General features: G+C 67.9%; 14 protein-coding genes. All 14 read left to right on the plus strand.

Annotated features, from left to right (window positions below; translation table 11 throughout):
* The first annotated feature begins 167 nt into the window (after positions 1 to 167).
* The 14 genes from QTH86_RS01900 (at position 168) to QTH86_RS01965 (ending at position 16,628) form a co-directional block, all read left to right on the plus strand.
* Complete coding sequence (locus QTH86_RS01900) at positions 168 to 2,273, plus strand: 3-hydroxyacyl-CoA dehydrogenase NAD-binding domain-containing protein (protein ID WP_286646357.1); 2,106 nt, start codon at positions 168 to 170, stop codon at positions 2,271 to 2,273.
* A gap of 34 nt (positions 2,274 to 2,307) precedes the next feature.
* Positions 2,308 to 3,483 (plus strand): acetyl-CoA C-acyltransferase, encoded by a 1,176-nt coding sequence (locus QTH86_RS01905; protein WP_286646356.1) that lies wholly within the window; start codon positions 2,308 to 2,310, stop codon positions 3,481 to 3,483.
* Between the two features lie 10 nt (positions 3,484 to 3,493).
* Positions 3,494 to 5,326, plus strand: coding sequence for an acyl-CoA dehydrogenase (locus QTH86_RS01910; protein ID WP_286646355.1), 1,833 nt, complete (start codon positions 3,494 to 3,496; stop codon positions 5,324 to 5,326).
* A 19-nt stretch (positions 5,327 to 5,345) separates the two neighbouring features.
* Positions 5,346 to 5,570 carry a hypothetical protein gene (locus tag QTH86_RS01915; protein ID WP_286646354.1) on the plus strand — a complete coding sequence of 75 codons (225 nt, stop codon included), beginning with the start codon at positions 5,346 to 5,348 and terminating at the stop codon, positions 5,568 to 5,570.
* Positions 5,567 to 5,845 (plus strand): Dabb family protein, encoded by a 279-nt coding sequence (locus QTH86_RS01920; protein WP_286646353.1) that lies wholly within the window; start codon positions 5,567 to 5,569, stop codon positions 5,843 to 5,845. The genes QTH86_RS01915 and QTH86_RS01920 overlap by 4 nt, the downstream gene beginning before the upstream one ends.
* Positions 5,846 to 5,861: 16 nt before the next feature.
* Positions 5,862 to 6,653: an SDR family oxidoreductase gene (locus QTH86_RS01925; protein ID WP_286646352.1), complete on the plus strand. Its 792-nt coding sequence runs from the start codon at positions 5,862 to 5,864 to the stop codon at positions 6,651 to 6,653.
* On the plus strand, positions 6,650 to 7,120 hold the full coding sequence (locus QTH86_RS01930) for a PaaI family thioesterase (RefSeq protein ID WP_286646351.1): 471 nt from the start codon (positions 6,650 to 6,652) through the stop codon (positions 7,118 to 7,120). The genes QTH86_RS01925 and QTH86_RS01930 overlap by 4 nt, the downstream gene beginning before the upstream one ends.
* Before the next feature lie 14 nt (positions 7,121 to 7,134).
* Positions 7,135 to 8,151, plus strand: a complete 1,017-nt coding sequence (locus QTH86_RS01935) for an NADP-dependent oxidoreductase (protein ID WP_286646350.1) — start codon at positions 7,135 to 7,137, stop codon at positions 8,149 to 8,151.
* Positions 8,152 to 8,173: 22 nt separating this feature from the next.
* A complete protein-coding gene (locus QTH86_RS01940; RefSeq protein ID WP_286646349.1) occupies positions 8,174 to 9,814 on the plus strand; it encodes an isovaleryl-CoA dehydrogenase in 1,641 nt (546 codons plus the stop codon).
* A 29-nt stretch (positions 9,815 to 9,843) separates the two neighbouring features.
* The gene (locus tag QTH86_RS01945; protein ID WP_286646348.1) at positions 9,844 to 10,782 is read left to right on the plus strand and encodes a glutathione S-transferase family protein; all 939 of its coding nucleotides are present in this window, start codon (positions 9,844 to 9,846) and stop codon (positions 10,780 to 10,782) included.
* Positions 10,783 to 10,835: 53 nt separating this feature from the next.
* The gene (locus tag QTH86_RS01950) at positions 10,836 to 12,635 is read left to right on the plus strand and encodes an FAD-dependent oxidoreductase (protein WP_286646347.1); all 1,800 of its coding nucleotides are present in this window, start codon (positions 10,836 to 10,838) and stop codon (positions 12,633 to 12,635) included.
* A 91-nt stretch (positions 12,636 to 12,726) separates the two neighbouring features.
* A complete protein-coding gene (locus QTH86_RS01955; RefSeq protein WP_286646346.1) occupies positions 12,727 to 13,629 on the plus strand; it encodes an SDR family oxidoreductase in 903 nt (300 codons plus the stop codon).
* Between the two features lie 42 nt (positions 13,630 to 13,671).
* Entirely contained in the window at positions 13,672 to 14,577 is a 906-nt protein-coding gene (locus tag QTH86_RS01960) for a hypothetical protein (protein ID WP_286646345.1), read from the plus strand.
* Between the two features lie 236 nt (positions 14,578 to 14,813).
* Positions 14,814 to 16,628 carry a pectate lyase gene (locus tag QTH86_RS01965; RefSeq protein WP_286646344.1) on the plus strand — a complete coding sequence of 605 codons (1,815 nt, stop codon included), beginning with the start codon at positions 14,814 to 14,816 and terminating at the stop codon, positions 16,626 to 16,628.
* Positions 16,629 to 16,635: the final 7 nt, after the last annotated feature.

Here is a 16,635-nt window from a genome sequence, read left to right on the forward strand (position 1 = left end):
TCCAGCGACTGGGCGACGTTGTCCGGTCGCCGGAAATGCCTAGAATTCCCGAAGAAAAAAAGAACACTCGTTCTTTTCGGAGACAGGACACGGGGCACCGCATGTGCCGCGCGGGTCGTGCTCCGCCGCTCTTCCTCTTCCCAACTTCTTACTCGAAGGAACGCAGCATGACGGCTGAATACAAGGTGCTCGGCGAGGTCGCCGTGATCACGCTGGCCAACCCGCCGGTCAATGGCCTCGGCTACGCGACGCGGGTGGGCATCACCGACGGCCTGGCCAAGGCGAACGCCGACGACGCGGTGCAGGCGATCATCATCACCGGCGCGGGCAAGGCCTTCTCGGGCGGCGCGGACATCAAGGAGTTCGGCACGCCCAAGGCGATCCAGGACCCGAACCTGCTCAGCGTGATCCTCGCGCTCGAGGCGTCGGCCAAGCCGATCGTCGCGGCGATTCACTCGGTGTGCATGGGCGGCGGCCTGGAACTGGCGATGGGGTGCCATTACCGTGTGGCCGCGCCGGGCACCAGCATTGCGTTGCCAGAGGTCAAGCTGGGTCTCTTGCCCGGTGCCGGTGGCACGCAGCGCCTGCCACGGTTACTCGGCGTGGAAACTGCCCTCAACATGATCGTCAGCGGCGAAGCGGTGAAGAGCGAGGTGCTCGCCGCGCTGCCCGGCCAGAAGCTGTTCGATCACCTGGCGGCGTCGGCGGAATCGCTGTTCGACGAAGCCCTGATCTACGCCAAGTCGGTCGCCGGCAAGCGGGGCGACGCACTGCCGCTGGTGCGCAAGCTGCCGTGCCAGCACCCGCAGGGCGATGCGTACTTCCAGTTCGCGCGCAACATGGTCGGCGGCATGTCGAAGAACTACCCGGCGCCGCTCAAGTGCGTGGATGCCGTGGAGGCTGCGACCAAGCTGAAGTTCGACGAAGGCCTGGCCGAAGAGCGGCGGCTCTTCACCATGCTGATGTTCACGCCCGAATCGATCGCGCTGCGCCACCTCTTCATGGCCGAACGGGCTGCCAGCAAGATCCCCGATGTGCCGGACGACACGCCCAAGCGCGAGATCCAGTCGGTGGCCGTGATCGGCGCCGGCACCATGGGCGGCGGCATCTCGATGAATTTCCTGAATGCCGGCATCCCGGTGAAGATCCTCGAGATGAAGCAGGACGCGCTCGACCGCGGCATCGCCACCATCAAGAAGAACTACGAAGCGCAGGTCAAGAAGGGCAAGCTCAAGCAGGCCGCCTACGAGCAGCGCATGGCCTTGCTCACGACCACGCTGAGCTATGCCGACCTGAAGGACGCCGACCTGATCATCGAAGCGGTGTTCGAGGAGCTGGGCGTGAAGGAGCAGGTCTTCAAGCAGCTCGACGAAGTGGCCAAGCCCGGCGCCATCCTCGCGTCGAACACCTCGACGCTCGATGTCGACAAGATCGCCGCCTTCACGAAGCGCCCGCAGGACGTGGTCGGCATGCATTTCTTCAGCCCGGCCAACGTGATGAAGCTGCTGGAAGTGGTGCGCGGCGCCAAGACCGGCAAGGACGTACTGGCCACCGTGATGGGCGTGGCCAAGAAGATCAAGAAGACGGCCGTGGTGTCGGGCGTGTGCGACGGCTTCATCGGCAACCGCATGATCGAGCAGTACAGCCGCCAGGCCGGTTTCCTGCTGGACGAAGGCGCGACGCCGCAGCAGGTCGACAAGGCGATCGAGAAGTTCGGCTTCGCGATGGGCCCGTTCCGCATGGGCGACCTGGCCGGCAACGACATCGGCTGGGCGATCCGCAAGCGTCGCGCCACCGAGCGTGCCGACATGAAGTACAGCCGCACGGCCGACAAGCTCTGCGAACTGGGCCGCTTCGGCCAGAAGACCGGCGCGGGCTGGTACGACTACCAGGCGGGCAAACGCGACGCGATCCCGAGCCAGGTCGTGCTCGACCTGATCGCGCAGCACCGCAAGGACGAAGGCATCGTGCCGCGCAAGATCAGTGATGAAGAGATCGTGCAGCGGCTGGTCTACGCGCTGGTGAACGAGGGCGCGCACATCCTGGAAGACGGCATCGCCAGCAAGTCCGGCGACATCGACATGGTCTACCTCACCGGCTACGGCTTCCCGATCTGGCGAGGCGGTCCGATGCACTACGCGAGCCAGGTCGGTCTGTACAACGTGGCCGAGGCCATGAAGCGCTTCGCCAAGAACCCGCGCGACGACGGCAAATTCTGGGAGCCGGCACCACTCATCCAGAAGCTGGTGGCCGACGGCAAGTCGTTCAGCTGAGTCTGAACGCCCACATCACATCAAGGACAAGCACATGACCAACGCCGTCATCGTTTCCACCGCCCGCACGCCGCTCGCCAAGAGCTGGAAGGGCGCCTTCAACATGACCCACGGCGCCACCCTCGGCGGCCACGCGGTGCAGCACGCGGTGCAGCGTGCCGGCATCGACGGTGCCGAGATTGACGACGTGATCATGGGCTGCGCCACGCCGGAAGGCGCGACCGGCTCGAACATCGCGCGCCAGATCGCGCTGCGCGCCGGTCTGCCGATCACCACCTCGGGCATGACCATCAACCGCTTCTGCTCGTCGGGCCTGCAGACCATCGCGACCGCGGCGCAACGCATCATCGCGGGCGAGGGCGACGTGTACGTGGCCGGCGGCGTCGAGAGCATCTCGTGCGTGCAGAACGAGGCCAACCGCCACATGATCCACGACCCCTGGCTGGTCAAGCACAAGCCCGAGATCTACTGGAACATGCTGCAGACCGCCGAACAGGTGGCCAAGCGCTACCACATCGGCCGCGACGCGATGGACGAGTACGGCGCCGCCAGCCAGCAGAAGGCCACGGCCGCCCTCGAGGCGGGTCGCTTCAAGGACGAGATCGCGCCGATCACCGTGCTGGCCGGCGTGGCCGATCCGGTGATGGGCCTGCGCACGAAGGAAGTCACCGTCGAGAACGACGAGGGCATCCGTCCCGGCACCACGAAGGAAGGCATCAGCGGCATCCGCCCGGCGATTCCGGGTGGTGTGATCTCGGCCGGCAACGCCAGCCAGTTCTCCGACGGCGGCGGCGCCTGCGTGGTGGTCGACGAGCGCTACGCCGAGCGCAAGGGCCTGAAGCCGCTCGGCCGCTTCCTCGGCTTCGCGGTGGCGGGCTGCGAGCCCGACGAGATGGGCATCGGCCCGGTCTTCGCGATCCCGAAGGTGCTCAAGAAGCTGGGCCTGACGGTCAACGACATCGACCTGTGGGAATTGAACGAAGCCTTCGCGGTGCAGGTCATCTACTGCCGCGACAAGCTGGGCATTCCGGGCGACCGGCTGAACGTCGACGGCGGCGCCATCGCCGTGGGCCACCCCTACGGCGTCAGCGGCCAGCGCCTCACCGGCCATGCGCTCATCGAAGGCAAGCGCCGTGGGGCAAAGAAGGTGGTGGTCACCATGTGCATCGGCGGCGGCATGGGGGCTGCCGGTGTCTTCGAAGTGATCTGATCGCGCTGCGATGAGCCTGCGTCCCACCCTCGACTTCCTCCTTTACGACTGGCTCGATGCCGCCGCACTGAACGGGAGGGCGCGTTTCGCCGATCACTCGCGCGAAACCTTCGACGCGGTGCTCGACACCTGCGAGCGCATCGCGCGCGAGAAGTACGCGCCGCACAACCGCACGGTCGACACGCAGGAGCCCCATTTCGACGGCGAGAAGGTGGTGCTGCCGCAGGCCACGCACGACGCGCACGCGGCCTTCGTCGAATCGGGCATGCTCGCGGCGGCGCAGGACTACGACATCGGCGGCATGCAACTGCCCTACACGGTGCAGGCGGCGGCCAATGCCTTCTTCGCGAAGGCGTCGGTCAGCATCGGCTCGAACATGCTGACCAGCGGCAATGCGAATCTGCTGATGGTGCACGGCACCGAGCTGCAAAAAGAGGTGTTCGCGCTCAACGAGTTCTCGGGACGCTGGGCCGGCACCATGTGCCTGTCGGAGCCGCAGGCCGGCTCTTCGCTGAGCGACGTGGCCACGCGCGCCGTGCCGGACGGGCCGGATTTCGAGAGCGATCCGCTCGGCCCGCGCTATCGCCTGACCGGCCACAAGATGTGGATTTCCTCGGGCGACCACGAGCTGACCGAGAACATCGTGCACATCGTGCTCGCGAAGATTCCCGATGCCGAGGGCAAGCTGGTGCCCGGCACCCGTGGCATCTCGCTGTTCATCGTGCCCAAGCGCATGGTCGACGTGCAGGGGCAGCTCACCGGCGAACGCAACGACGTGGCGCTGGCCGGGCTCAACCACAAGCTCGGCTGGCGTGGCACCACCAACACGCTGCTCAATTTCGGCGAAGGCAAGTACCCGGTCGGCGGCCGGGCCGGTGCCATCGGCTACCTCGTGGGGCAGCCCGGCAAGGGCCTGCACTGCATGTTCCACATGATGAACGAGGCGCGCATCGCCATCGGCATGGCGGCGACGATGCTGGGCATGGCCGGCTACGAAGCGTCCCTGGCTTATGCGAAGCAGCGCCCACAGGGCCGGCCCGCGGGCCCGGCAGGCAAGGACGCGGCGAAACCGCAGGTGCGCATCATCGAACACGCCGACGTGCGTCGCATGCTGCTGGCGCAGAAGTCGTACTGCGAAGGCTCGCTGGCGCTGCAGCTCTATTGCGCACGATTGGTCGACGAGCAGAAGACGGCCGATGCTTCGACCGCCGACGAAGCGCGGCTGCTGTTGGAGGTGCTCACGCCCATCGCCAAGAGCTGGCCCAGCGAATGGTGCCTGGAGGCGAATTCGCTGGCGATCCAGGTGCATGGGGGCTACGGCTACACGCGCGATTTCCCGGTGGAGCAGTACTGGCGCGACAACCGCCTGAACATGATCCACGAGGGCACGCACGGCATCCAGGCGGCCGACCTGCTGGGCCGCAAGGTGCTGATGGAAGAAGGCCGCGGCATGGCGCTGCTGGCCGCGCGCATCGCCGATACGGCGCGCCGCGCGGCCGCCGTGCCATCGCTCGCTGCGCACGCGAAGGCGCTGGGCGAGGCGCTCGCGCAGGTGGGCGCGGCCACGAAAGCCGCATGGTCGACCGGCGATCCGAAAGAGGCCCTCGCGAACGCGGTACCCTATATGCAGGCTTTCGGCCACACCGTGCTGGCGTGGATCTGGCTCGACGTCGCGCATCGCTCCCTGGGGGGCGACCCCGCGGCATCGGCGCCGGCCACCGTCGGACGGCTTGCGGCTGCGAGCTATTTCTTTCACTACGAACTGCCGACAATCGGCGCCTGGCTCAACGTGGTCGAGACACGCGACCCGGTTTGCGCCCAACTGCCCGAGGAGGCATTCTGATATGCACAGCGGAAGCTACATGCCCAAATTACGCTCGACCGAACCCTCCAAGCCGCATGCGCGGCTGGAAAAATGGATCTGGCTCCTGATCTACGGCGGCCTGTTCGCCTTCATTCTTGGCTTCGCCACGTCGCGCACCGACGCGGCGCTCGGGTGGAGCATCGCCACGCCTGGCGCCATCGCGGCGGCGGTCGGCGTGGTGCTCATCTACGTGCGTTCGCGCTTGAAGGACGACAAGCAATGATCAAGCACATCGTGATGTGGAATCTGGCGGACGCGGCCGAGGCGCCGCGCTTCAAGGAGATCCTCGACACCTGCAAGGGCATCGTGCCCGGCATGCGCGAGTTCGAGGTGGCGGTGCGTGCCGATGGCCTGGAGGCCAACCACGACGTGGCGCTCTACGCGGTGTTCGACGACGCGGCTGCGCTCCAGGCCTACATCGTCCACCCACGCCACCAGGAGGTGGTGGCCACGCTGCCGGCGCGCGTCTCGCGCAGCGTTTTCGACTATGCCGTTTGACCGAGGAACCGCGTCCATGAGCCAACGTACCGTCCAGCAACTTTTCGACCTCAAGGGCAAGACCGCGCTCGTCACCGGCGGCTCGCGCGGCCTGGGCCTGCAGATGGCCCACGCGCTCGGCGAAGCCGGCGCCCGCATCATGCTGAGTTCGCGCAAGGCCGACGACCTGGAGCAGGCCACGGGCGACCTGCAAGCCGCCGGCATCGACGCGCGCTGGATCGCCGCCGACTGCTCGAAGGAAGAAGACACCCGCCGCCTGGCCGACCAGACGCTCGAACGCATGGGCGCCATCGACATCCTGGTGAACAACGCCGGCGCCAGCTGGGGCGCCCCGGCCGAGTCGCACCCGGTCGAGGCCTGGGACAAGGTGATGAACCTCAACGTGCGCGGCTACTTCATCCTGTCGCAGCAAGTGGCCAACCAGTACATGATCCCGAAGAAGACGGGGCGCATCATCAACATTGCCTCCATCGCGGGGCTGAACGGCAACCCGCCGGACATCCAGACGCTGGCCTACAACACGTCGAAAACCGCCGTGATCGGCTTCACCAAGACGCTGGCCGCCGAATGGGGCAAGTACAACATCAACGTCAACGCGATCTGCCCGGGCTTCTTCATGACGAAGATGGCGACCAAGCTGATCCAGAACATCGGCGAAGAGAAGATGACCGCCACCGTGCCGCTCGGCCGCCTGGGCGACGACGAGGACCTGAAGGGCCTGACCGTGCTTTACGCCAGCGACGCCGGCAAGCACATCACAGGCCAGTGGATGGCCGTGGACGGCGGCGTGAGCGTGGTGCTGGCATGAGCGATGCGAACGCGAGCGCGAGTGACATCAGCATCCGCTCGTACATGAGCCAGATCCCGTTCGCGCGCCTGCTGGGGTTCAACCTCACCAAGTTCGAGGGCGGCGAGTCGGAGATCCTCTACACCGCCAAGCCCGAGCATCTGAACACCTTCGACGTGACGCACGGCGGCGCCTGCATGACGCTGCTCGACATCACGATGGCGGCGGCGGCGCGCAGCGTGTCACCCGAGTCCGGCGTCGTCACCATCGAGATGAAGACCAGCTTCATGCGGCCTTCCGTCGGGCCGCTGCATGCCCGCGGTCGACTGATGCACCGCACCGCCACCATGGCCTTCGTCGAGGCTACGATCTACGATGCGAAGGACCAGGCCTGCGCGCATTCGACCGGCACCTTCAAGTACGTGACGCGCCGCCTGCCCACTGGCCCGGCCAGCGCCAACGCCCAACGTCCGCCCTCGACGGACTGACCCCGGAGACCCCCATGCCCACCAACCGCCAGCAACATCTCGACAACCGCCCCGAGGGCGAGGCCGTCGCCAGCAACTTCAAGCTGGTGACCACCGAGACCCCGCCGCTGCAGGACAACCAGGTTCTGGTGTGCCACCACTACCTGAGCCTCGACCCGTACATGCGGGGGCGCATGAACGATGCGAAAAGCTACGCGCAGCCGCAGCCGCTGGGTGAAGTGATGCAAGGCGGCACGGTGGGCGAAGTGGTCGAGAGCAAGCACCCGAAGTACGCCGTGGGCGACAAAGTGGTCGGCTTCGGCGGCTGGCAGGAATACAGCGTGGTCGACGGCGCGCAGGTCGGCGCGCTGCGCAAGGTCGATACCACGCACGTGCCACTGTCGCACTACCTCGGCGCGGTCGGCATGCCGGGCGTGACCGCCTGGTACGGCCTGGTGAAGATCATCGCGCCCAAGGCAGGCGACACGGTGGTGGTCACGGCCGCCAGCGGCGCGGTCGGCAGTGCCTTTGGCGCGCTGGCCAAGGCCCGTGGCTGCCGGGTGATCGGCATCGCGGGTGGCCCGGACAAGTGCCGCTACGTCACAGACGAACTGGGCTTCGACGCCTGCATCGACTACCGCGCGCACCCGGACATCAAGACGATGAGCAAGGCGCTCAAGGAAGCGTGCCCGAACGGCATCGACGGCTACTTCGAGAACGTCGGTGGCTACATCTTCGACGCGGTGCTGCTGCGCACCAACGCCTTCGCGCGGGTCGCGCTGTGCGGGATGATCGCCGGCTACGACGGTGCGCCGATGCCGCTGGCGAACCCGGCGCTGATCCTCATCAACCGCCTCAAGGTCGAAGGCTTCATCGTCAGCGAGCACATGGACGTGTGGCCCGAGGCGTTGAAGGAACTGGGCGGCCTGGTCGCCAGCGGCAAATTGCGACCGCGCGAATCGGTGGCCCAGGGCATCGAATCGGCGCCCGAAGCCTTCCTCGGTCTGCTCAAGGGCAGGAACTTCGGCAAGCAACTGGTGAAGCTGGTCTAGCCGACGAGGACCGGAGGCCCCCATGGACGCGACGCACGAGGTCTTCAACCAGCCTGCGCCGCTCGCGGGCTACAACCTGTTCCGGACGAACCACGCGCTGCGCGACGCGCTGGCCTTCAATGCGCCGCAGCTCGATCCGGCACCGCTCGACGCCTTGGGCGCTGCGGTCGGCACGCCCGAAATGCAGGCGCATGCGCGGCTCGCGAACACGAACGCGCCGGTGCTGCACACGCACGACCGTTTCGGCCGGCGCATCGACGAGGTCGAGTTCCATCCCAGCTACCACGCACTGATGGGCGCTGCCGTCGGCGCCGGCCTGCACGGCACGCCGTGGGCCGGTGGCAGTGCGTCGCCACATGTCCAGCGCGCTGCCGGCTTCATGCTCTTCACCGAGCTCGAGCCGTCCACCCTGTGCCCGATCTCGATGACCTACGCCGCGACGCCGGCGCTGCGCGGCAACGCGGCGGTCTTCGCCGATTGGGGACCGAAGCTCACGAGCCACGCCTACGACCCGGCGCTGGTGTCCTGGCGCGACAAGGCCGGCGTGACCATGGGCATGGGCATGACCGAGAAGCAGGGCGGCTCCGATGTGCGCGCCAACACCACGCAGGCGGTGCGCGACGGCAGCGACGCCTGGGGCGAGCGCTATGTGCTGACCGGCCACAAGTGGTTCTTCTCGGCGCCGATGTGCGATGCCTTCCTGGTGCTGGCGCAGGCACCCGCCGGGCTCAGCTGCTTCTTCCTGCCGCGCGTCCTGCCCGATGGCACGCGCAACGCGGTCCGCATTCAGCGCCTGAAGGACAAGCTGGGCAACCAGGCCAACGCGAGTTCGGAAGTCGAGTTCCACGCCGCCAGGGCCTGGCGGGTCGGCGAAGAGGGCCGCGGCATTCCGCAGATCCTCGAGATGGGCACGATGACGCGGCTCGATTGCGCGCTCGGCACCACCGGGCTGATGCGCCAGGCGCTGGCCCTCGCGCTGAACCACACCGCGCAGCGCAACGCCTTCGGCAAGCCGCTCATCGCGCAACCGCTGATGAAGAACGTGCTGGCCGACCTGGCCCTCGAAAGCGAGGCCGCCACCGCGCTCGCCCTGCGCCTGGCGCGCGCCTTCGACCGCGCCGACGATGCGCACGAGCGCCTCATGGCGCGCCTGCTCACGCCGGTCGCCAAGTTCTGGATCTGCAAGCGCGGCAGCCATTTCGCCCAGGAGGCGATGGAATGCCTGGGCGGCAACGGCTACGTGGAGGAGGGCGGCGAGGGCGTGATGGCCCGCATCTACCGCGAGATGCCGCTCAACTCGATCTGGGAAGGCGCCGGCAACATCATGGCGCTCGACCTGCTGCGCGCCACGCGCAAGGGCGACGTGGTCGCTGCGCTGGCCCATGAGCTGGCGCCCGCCCGCGGCGCGCATGCCGCGCTCGACCGGCTGGCCGACGCACTGCCGTCGCGCATCGATGCGATGGCCACCGAGCCCGAGGCGCGCCGCCTGGCGCAGGACGTGGCGCTGGCGGTGCAGGCCGCGCTGCTGGCGCAGACCGCACCGCCGGCCGTGGTCGACGCCTTCTGCGCCTCACGGCTGGGCGGCGATTGGGGCCATGCCTTCGGCACGCTCGGCACCGGTGCCGATCTCGACGCGATCATCGCCCGCGCGATGCCGCACTGAACTTCAAGAATGCCCCGGAGAAAGCCACGATGTCCGACCTGATCCTGCACCACTACGCCACCTCGCCCTTCTCCGAGAAGATCCGGTTGGTCCTCGGCTACAAAAAGCTGGCCTGGCGCTCCGTCATCGTGCCGCAGATCATGCCCAAGCCCGATGTGCAGGCGCTCACCGGCGGCTACCGCAAGACGCCCTTCCTGCAGGTCGGTGCCGACATCTACTGCGACAGCGCGCTCATCTGCGATGTGCTGGAGCATCTGCAGCCCGAGCCTTATCTCTATCCGGAGCCGAGCAAGGGCCTGGCGCGCACGCTGGCGCAATGGGCCGACGACACCCTGTTCTGGACGGGGATGGCGCACAGCTTCAGTCCCAAGGGGGTCGAGGACCTGTTTGCCAAGGCGCCGCCGGGCGCGGCCCAGGCCTTCGCCGACGACCGCCGTGCCATGAGCACGAACATGGTCCGGCTGCGCCCGGCCGATGCCACCGGCGCCTACAAGTCGTACCTGCGCCGCCTGTCGGACATGCTCGACGACACACCCTACCTGCTGGGGGAGGTGCCGACCATCGCCGACTTCGCCTGCTACCACCCGCTGTGGTTCACGCGCAAGCGAACGCCGTCGATGAGCGGCGTGCTGCAGCTCACGCCCGCGGTGCTGGACTGGATGGACCGCATGGCGGCCATCGGCCACGGCACCATGGAAACGACCGACGCCGCCACCGCCATCGCGCATGCCGCGGCATCGGTGCCGCACACGCGGCTGACCGACAGCACGTTCCAGGACGAGCATGGCATTGCGCTGGGCAGCCGCGTGAGCATCACCTCGCAAAGCTTCGGCCCCGAGCCGACCGAGGGTGAGTTGATGGCCGCCACGCGGACCCACTACACGCTGCGCCGCACCGACCCGCGCGCGGGCACGCTGCATGTGCACTTCCCGCGCATCGGCTACGTGCTGCGCCAGGTCCAGGCCTGATGCCAGAGGCGGGGCCGCCGCACCTGCGCTCGACCGACAACCGGCGCAGGCGGATGCTGCGGATCGCGGCCACGCTGCCGTGGGTGCCGCTCTCGGCATGGACGGCCGCGGACGCCCAGCCATCGACGGCCACCCTGGCGCGCGTGCGGCCCGGCGAGCCGGGCTGGCCGTCGGCGGCCGCATGGCAGCAACTGAGCCGACGGACCAACGGGCGGCTTTCGGTGATCGATTCGCCCTTGATGGCCTGCCGCGCCACGCCCGCAGCTGCGGAATGCGCGCGGCTCTTCAGTGCCGTGAAGAACCCGTATTTCATCAGCGACCACCCGGCGCTTACCCAGACACTCTGCTGGGTCGACGCCTGGACATCGATGCCCAGCATCTTCGTTGTGGCAGCGCGCGAAACCGGGGATGTCGTGGCTGCGGTCGATTTCGCGCGCGAGCACCGCCTGCGCCTGGTGGTGCGCAGCGGCGGCCACAGCTACCAGGGCACCTCGAACGCACCGGATTCGCTGCTGGTGTGGATGCGCGGGATGAATGCCATCGAGATGCACGATGCGTTCGTCGCCGCGGGTTGCGAGGGCAGCGCGGCGCCGCAGCGCGCGGTGTCGGTCGGGGGTGGTGCGCTGTGGGCCCAGGTGTACGACGCGGTCAGCACGCAGGCGGGCGGTTATGTGCAGGGCGGCGGCTGCCTGTCGGTCGGCGTTGCCGGCCTGGTGCAGAGCGGTGGCTTCGGCAGCTTTTCGAAGCGCTATGGGTTGGCATCGTCCAGCCTGCTGGAAGCCGAGGTGGTGACGGCCGACGGCGAGGTGCGCATCGCCAACGCCTGCACGCACCCCGAGTTGTTCTGGGGGCTCAAGGGTGGTGGCGGCGGCAGCCTGGGCATCGTGACGCGGCTGACGCTGCGGGTGCATGAGCTGCCGGACGATTTCGGGGCCGTGAACCTCACCATCCGCGCCAAGTCCACCCCCGCCTTCCGCACGTTGATCGGCATGGTGCTCGGCTTCTATGCCGAGGCGCTGATGAACCCGCACTGGGGTGAGCAGATCCGCCTGCGACGCAACAACACGGTGCAGGTGTCGATGGTGTTCCAGGGGCTCACCCGCAGCCAGGCGCAGGCGGTCTGGCAGCCGCTTCGGGATGCGCTGGCGCAGGCGCCCGATGACTTCGAGGTCGACTTCGCGCCGCTGGCGATCATCTCGACCTCCGCACGCGAGTTCTGGTCGCCGACACTGATGAAACGCGCGCTCGGCTTCCTGCGCACCGACGACCGCCCCGGCGCGCCCAAGACCAACGTCTTCTGGCCCGGCGACCAGGGACAGGCCGGGCAGGTGCTGCATGCGTTTCAGTCCGCCTGGCTGCCGGCCGCGCTGCTGCAGCCTGAGCAGCGCGATGCCTTGGCCGATGCGCTGTTCGCGGCGTCGCGCCACTGGCCGGTGTCCCTGCACGTCAACAAGGGCCTGGCCGGTGCGCCGGACGAAGCGCTGGCCGGTGCGCGCGACACCGCGATGAACCCGGACGTGATCGATGCCTTCGCACTCGCCATCCTCGGCACCGAGGGCCCGCCGGCCTATCCCGGTGTCGCGGGCCATGAGCCCGACGTGGCACTCGCCCGCCGCCAGGCGGAGGCCGTCGGCCGCGCCGCGGCGGAACTGCGACGCGTGGCGCCGGACACCGGTGCGTACCTTGCGGAGAGCAACTTCTTCGAGCCGAACTGGCAGCAGGCCTTCTGGGGCGCCAACCACGCGCGCCTGCAGGCGGTGAAGTTGCGCTACGACCCGGACGGCCTGTTCTGCGTGCACCACGGCGTGGGCAGCGAGGCGTGGAGCGCCGACGGGTTCACGCGGCTGGCCTGAGCGGCGGCCGAGGTCGCACGCAGGACATCGCCCGGCATCGCAACGCGGTTCAATACGCAGCCACAGAGACAGACCAGACAAGGACGCATCCATGATCCAGGATTTCAAGGGCAAGACAGCGGTTCTCACCGGCGCCGGCTCCGGCTTCGGCCTCGAATGCGCGCGCATCGGGGCGGCGCGCGGCATGAACCTCGTGCTGGTCGACGTGCAGCAGGACGCGCTCGATCGGGCCCAGGCCGAGATGGAGGCCGCCGGCGCGCAGGTGCTGGCGCGGCGCGTCGACGTGTCGAAGGCCGACCAGATGGAAGCACTGGCCGAAGCGGTGCAGGCGCGCTTCGGTGCACCGCATTTCGTCTTCAACAACGCGGGGGTCGGCGCCGGCGGCCTGGTCTGGGAAAGCAGCGTGGCCGACTGGGAATGGGTGCTGGGCGTCAACGTGTGGGGCGTGGTGCACGGCGTGCGCCTCTTCACGCCGATGATGCTGGCCGCCGCGGCCCAGGACCCGTCGTACCGCGGCCACATCGTCAACACCGCCAGCATGGCCGGCCTGCTGACGCCGCCGAACATGGGGGTCTACAACGTGAGCAAGCACGCGGTCGTGAGCCTGACCGAGACGCTCTATCAGGACCTGGCGCTGGTTACCGACCAGATCGGCGCCAGCCTGCTGTGCCCGTATTTCGTCGCGACCGGCATCCACAGCAGCGAACGCAACCGCCCCGGCACGCTACCCGCCGGCGAGCTCACCAAGAGCCAGCTGATCGGCCAGGCCATGACGGCCAAGGCGGTGAGCAGCGGCAAGGTGAGCGCTGCCGACGTGGCGGGCAAGGTGTTCGACGCCATCGCCGCCAACCAGTTCTACATCTTCAGCCACCCGAAGGCGCTGGGGAACGTCAAGAGCCGGATGGACAGCATCGTGTCGATCACCAACCCGGCCGATCCCTTCCTGGAGCGGCCCGACATCGGCCAGCAGCTGCGCGCGCAACTGCGGTCCTGAACTACACGCCGAGCGTCGGCGGCGTGCTAGCTTGGCCCGACCATGCTGCACCGCAAGAACCGCGCGCCCGCCGCGCTCCGCCACCCCCGTCTGTCGCTCCTCGTCGGGGCACCACTGCTGGCGCTGGCGTTCATCGGACCGGCGCTGGCGCAGGATGGCGCGTCGCTTCAGGCCAAGCATGGCGCGCTCGCCGCACGGCTGGCGGACAACCCGTTCAAGCGGCCGCTGGTGCTGGATTCGGCTGAAAGTCCGGAGCGCCTGAGCGGCGACATCTACGCCGTGGTCGACCATCCCTTCGCCGAGACCGGCGCGCTCGCGACGCCTGCCAACTGGTGCGAGGTGCTGATGCTGCACCTGAACACCAAGCACTGCGCCGTGAAGGGCGAGGGGCAGGGCACCACCATCGAGGTGGCGGTGGGCCGCAAGTTCGACCAGCCGCTCGATCAGGCGCAGCGCGTGGCCTTCGCCTGGACGCGGGCGGCGAACAGCGCGGACTACCTGTCGGTGCAGCTGTCCGCAAACGAAGGGCCGCTGTCCACGCGCGACTATCGCATCGTCCTGGAGGCCGTGCCACTGTCGCAGGGCCGGTCCTTCGTGCACCTGGCCTATTCCTATGCCTACGGCACCGCAGCGCGATTCGCGATGAAGGCCTATCTGGGGACGCTGGGCAGCGGCAAGGTGGGCTTCACCGTCACCAGCGGCCAGGGGCGGCAGGGTGCGGCGGCGCCGATCGGCGGCGTCCGCGGCGTGGTCGAGCGCAACACCATGCGCTACTACCTGGCGATCGACGCCTTCCTCGGTGCGCCGAAGCCCGAGCAACTGGACCGCCGGCTGGCGGCCTGGTTCGACGCGACCGAGCAGTACGCGCGCCAGCTGCACGAGACCGAACGTGCCGATTACCTGGCGATGAAGAAGAGCGAATACCGGCGCCTCAGGCAGGGCGGTTGAGCGCCGGAACAAGGTCTGGTGGCGCCCCGAAGGCGACAGCGTTCTGACGCTGCCTACGTCGTTGTACGACATCGTGCAAGTTTTCACCGCGTCCGCAACAGGGAAGTTCGTTTGACCTGACTGGGAGCTGACCGCAAGAATCCGGTGGCCCGTGTCGTCGAGACAACTGATGTCATACGACATCAGACGACCAGGGCCCGGCATGTGGCCGGCATTCAAACCCAAAGAGGTCCTTCATGAAACGCAGAGACTTTGCAATCGCGGCGCTGTCGCCGCTCGCCCTGGCCGCGTGTGGCGGCGGTGGCGACGACTCCCCACCGGCACCCGCGCCCGCTCCGGCGCCGACCCCCCAGGCCACCGCCACCGCCGCCCTGAAGAGCGCTGCCAGCTACATGGACGACGTGGTCTCCTACCGCGGCGGCTACGTCTGGTCGTACTCCCCCGACCTGACGCAGACCTTCGGCGAGATGGAAGCCAAGCGGACCATGCTGTGGCTGCAGCCGCCAGGCACGTCGTCCATCGGCCACATCTACCTGGACGCCTACCATGCCACCGGCGACGAGCGCTTCTACCAGGCCGCCGACCGCACCGCCAAGGCGGTCGCTGCCGCCCAGCATGCCTCCGGCGGCTGGAACTACATCTACGACTTCGCCGGCGAGGAATCGCTCAAGCACTGGTACGACACCGTCGGCAAGAACGGCTGGCGGCTGGAGGAGTTCCAGCACTACTACGGCAACGCCACCTTCGACGACGCCACCACCGCCGTGGCCTCGCAGTTGATGCTGCGCATGTACCTGGAGAAGCGCGATCCGGTCTATCAGGCCGCGACCGACAAGGCCATCCAGTTCATCACCGACGCACAGTTCGGGCCGCAGTTCGGCGTGGCCGACGGCGGCTGGCCGCAGCGCTTTCCGCACAACCCGAATGCAATCAGTTCGATGCCGCTGCCCAACCCGTCGCAGGTGCCGGCGGGCGCGCGAACGGGCATGGAAGACGGCGACTACACGCTGCACGTCACCTTCAACGACGACGTGATGGGCGAGAACATCAAGTTCCTGACGATGTGCGTGATGGCCTTGGGCCGGACCGACCTGGTGACCCGCATCACCCGCGCGATGGACTGCATGCAGCGCATGCAATGGACCTCGGCCGTGCAGCCGCTGCAGTCGGGCTGGAGCCTGCAGCATCTGTCGCGCGACACCGGCGGCCGGCTGGCCGGGGCTCCGGCGGGTGCCCGCTCGTACGAGCCCCGGTCGCTCGCCACGCACACCACGCAGACCAACGTCCAGCAGCTCTTGGGCTACTTCACGCTGACCGGCGACCGCAAGTACCTGTCGCAACTGCAGAAGGCGATCGACTGGCTCAAGTCGCCGTCCATCCAGCTGCCGGCGAATGTCGCGACGCTCAATCCCTTGCTGGCGGGTCGCAACGTGGCGACCTTCATCGAGCTCGACACCAACGACCCGCTGTTCATCCATCGCTACGGGTCGAACATCCACAACGGCGCCTACTTCTTCGACAAGGACATCACGAACACCATCAGTCACTACTCGTCGGGCCGCACGGTGGACCCCGCCGGGCTGCAGAAGCGGCTGGACGAGTACAACGCCATGAGCCAGGCGCAGGTCGATACGATGGTCGCGAAGTCGCCGCTTCGGGCGAGCACGTCGCGGGCGCTGCCGAAGTATTTCGCGGCGGTGCGCGAAGTCGACTTTCCGGATCTCTTCGAAGGGGCGGTACTGAAGACGCCGACGGTGCCCGAGTCCGAGGTGCAGACCATCATCGGTGCCCTGGTCGACGGCAAGTACTGGACCGCACCGGTGCCCGAGATCGTGAACCCCTACCGCGGAGACGGCCCCACGACGCCGTACACCGGCACCGCCTACCGCAGCCGCCATGTGGGCGACATCTACGACACCTCCCCATACCCGGCCGATGTGCCGCCGGACATCGCACCCTATGTGCCGCGCGAGCGGCCGCAGTTCATCATCACCTCGAACTTCATCGCCCGCATGGGGCGGCTGATCTCCTTCGTTTCGCCGGTGAGTTGAGCCGAGG

This window comes from Variovorax sp. J2L1-78 (assembly GCF_030317205.1).
GTDB classification, from domain to species: Bacteria; Pseudomonadota; Gammaproteobacteria; order Burkholderiales; family Burkholderiaceae_C; genus Variovorax; species Variovorax arabinosiphilus.

Excerpts from the sequence above, each read along its gene's own strand:
- QTH86_RS01900 (WP_286646357.1), top strand. The coding sequence starts at position 168 with ATGACGGCTGAATACAAGGTGCTCGGCGAGGTCGCCGTGATCACGCTG.
- QTH86_RS01905 (WP_286646356.1), top strand. The coding sequence starts at position 2,308 with ATGACCAACGCCGTCATCGTTTCCACCGCCCGCACGCCGCTCGCCAAG.
- QTH86_RS01910 (WP_286646355.1), top strand. The coding sequence starts at position 3,494 with ATGAGCCTGCGTCCCACCCTCGACTTCCTCCTTTACGACTGGCTCGAT.
- QTH86_RS01915 (WP_286646354.1), top strand. The coding sequence starts at position 5,346 with ATGCCCAAATTACGCTCGACCGAACCCTCCAAGCCGCATGCGCGGCTG.
- QTH86_RS01920 (WP_286646353.1), top strand. The coding sequence starts at position 5,567 with ATGATCAAGCACATCGTGATGTGGAATCTGGCGGACGCGGCCGAGGCG.
- QTH86_RS01925 (WP_286646352.1), top strand. The coding sequence starts at position 5,862 with ATGAGCCAACGTACCGTCCAGCAACTTTTCGACCTCAAGGGCAAGACC.
- QTH86_RS01930 (WP_286646351.1), top strand. The coding sequence starts at position 6,650 with ATGAGCGATGCGAACGCGAGCGCGAGTGACATCAGCATCCGCTCGTAC.
- QTH86_RS01935 (WP_286646350.1), top strand. The coding sequence starts at position 7,135 with ATGCCCACCAACCGCCAGCAACATCTCGACAACCGCCCCGAGGGCGAG.
- QTH86_RS01940 (WP_286646349.1), top strand. The coding sequence starts at position 8,174 with ATGGACGCGACGCACGAGGTCTTCAACCAGCCTGCGCCGCTCGCGGGC.
- QTH86_RS01945 (WP_286646348.1), top strand. The coding sequence starts at position 9,844 with ATGTCCGACCTGATCCTGCACCACTACGCCACCTCGCCCTTCTCCGAG.
- QTH86_RS01950 (WP_286646347.1), top strand. The coding sequence starts at position 10,836 with ATGCTGCGGATCGCGGCCACGCTGCCGTGGGTGCCGCTCTCGGCATGG.
- QTH86_RS01955 (WP_286646346.1), top strand. The coding sequence starts at position 12,727 with ATGATCCAGGATTTCAAGGGCAAGACAGCGGTTCTCACCGGCGCCGGC.
- QTH86_RS01960 (WP_286646345.1), top strand. The coding sequence starts at position 13,672 with ATGCTGCACCGCAAGAACCGCGCGCCCGCCGCGCTCCGCCACCCCCGT.
- QTH86_RS01965 (WP_286646344.1), top strand. The coding sequence starts at position 14,814 with ATGAAACGCAGAGACTTTGCAATCGCGGCGCTGTCGCCGCTCGCCCTG.